The following is a 1,517-nucleotide window of genomic DNA, read 5'->3' as shown; positions in this document are numbered from 1 at the left end:
TGGCCATCGCAGCGGGCGTCGGGGCGGCGCTGGCAGTGGCGGTTGTGCTGCTGCGCTGGCGACGCGACCGAGCAGCGTAGCTGAGCCAGCAGGGAACCGGCAAGGCGTGCAGCGCCGCTTTGCATCCGGCGTACGGCGCAACGTTTCTACAGTACCGGGAAGACCGGCCAGGGCTGGCATCCGCTTGGCGGGCCAACCGAACGAGCCTTTTGCCAAATAAACCCAGCTTGGCAATGGCCCGGCTATCGTCAGTATCAAGCCCCGGCTGCCATCGCAGCCGGGGCTTTTTGTTGCTAGCTTTAGCCGACTTTCAACATTTCTTTCCACCATCAACGCCCTTTCATTTTGCTGTTTTTCTTCGGAATTCGCAACACGGCTATTGCTACCGAGCACCTCTCCGGCCTGGCCTGCGCCTACTGCCACACGCCCGAAGCCCTGATGTGCACCGTGTTTTCGCGCTACGTGCATCTATTCTGGGTACCAGCTTTTCCCATTGGCAAATTCAGCGCAACGGCGTGCCAGCACTGCAAGCAGGTTCTCACGGCCCGCGAAATGCCCGCCAGCTACCGCGCGCCCGTGCAGGCCGTGCAGCAGCAGGCCAAAACCCCACTCACGCATTTCGCGCTGCTTTTACTATTTGGCGCGGTGGTGCTTCTGTGCTTGGTCATCAGCGTATTCGACAAAGCCAAACCTGAAGCGGTATCTGCTGCCACTACCGCCCCGGCCCGAGAAGTAGTCGGCACCCGCTACAAGTTCGACGTGGCCGACGAGGGCCGGCAATACGGCTTGATTGAGGTCACCGGCGTTACGGCCGACAGCGTGCAGTACCGCATGACCAACCCGTTGCGGGGCCGCCTGACGATGGCCAGCGCGGCGGTGGCCCTGCGCGACTCCGTAGCCTCGGGCAACGCCCACCAGCGGGCTTCGCTGGAGCAGTGGAATTATTCCTCCAAAGGCCAGGGCCTGTTCAAACGGCTTGATTGAACGGCGGATATCCAGCCCAAAGCGTGCGTTGGCGACTGCGGGCGGGATGCGAACTAAAAGTTCGCGCTACAGCCCCGGCCGCTTATCGAACCACGGACGGGCCTGCTCCAGCTGCCCGGCCAGCCGGAACAGCACGTCTTCGGCCCCCAGCCGGGCAATGAACTGCACGCCGCAGGGCAGGCCGTCGGCCGTCCAGTGCAGGGGCACCGACATGGCGGGCTGGCCCGTGAGATTGACCACCTGGGTATAGGGTGTTTTTTCGAGGCTCTGCTCGGCCAGCTTCTCCACGATGCCCGAGCGACGAATGAGGCCGCCGAGACCGAAGGTATTCACCACCTTCAGCAGCGTTTGCTCGATGGGCTTGGGCTGCAGCTCGCCAATGCGCACGGGCGGCGTGGCCAGCGTGGGCGTGAGGAGCAGGTCGTAGGTCTGGTGGAAGCGGCCGAAGGCGCGGGCGTGGTCGTTCCAGGAGTGGCGGGCGGCGGCGAAGTCGGCCGCGGTGTAAGTGCGGCCCAGCAGGCCCAGCAGCAGCG

At 64.1% G+C, this 1,517-nt stretch carries 2 protein-coding genes; one reads left to right on the top strand and one right to left on the bottom strand.

The genetic code is table 11. The features are described 5' to 3' along the window. Positions 1–345 precede the first annotated feature (345 nt). The gene (locus tag ACYVDE_RS22515) at positions 346–984 is read left to right on the top strand and encodes a hypothetical protein (RefSeq protein ID WP_460503774.1); all 639 of its coding nucleotides are present in this window, start codon (positions 346–348) and stop codon (positions 982–984) included. 66 nt (positions 985–1,050) lie between these two features. On the opposite strand, the gene ACYVDE_RS22510 is transcribed toward ACYVDE_RS22515, so the two are convergent. Next, positions 1,051–1,517, bottom strand: a 467-nt coding sequence (locus tag ACYVDE_RS22510; protein ID WP_460503773.1) for an amidase family protein, incomplete at its 5' end; no start/stop codon positions are given.

This window comes from Hymenobacter agri, assembly GCF_054778495.1.
The sequence above is the reverse complement of the archived record's forward strand: the minus strand, read 5'-3'. Positions and strand labels throughout refer to the sequence as shown.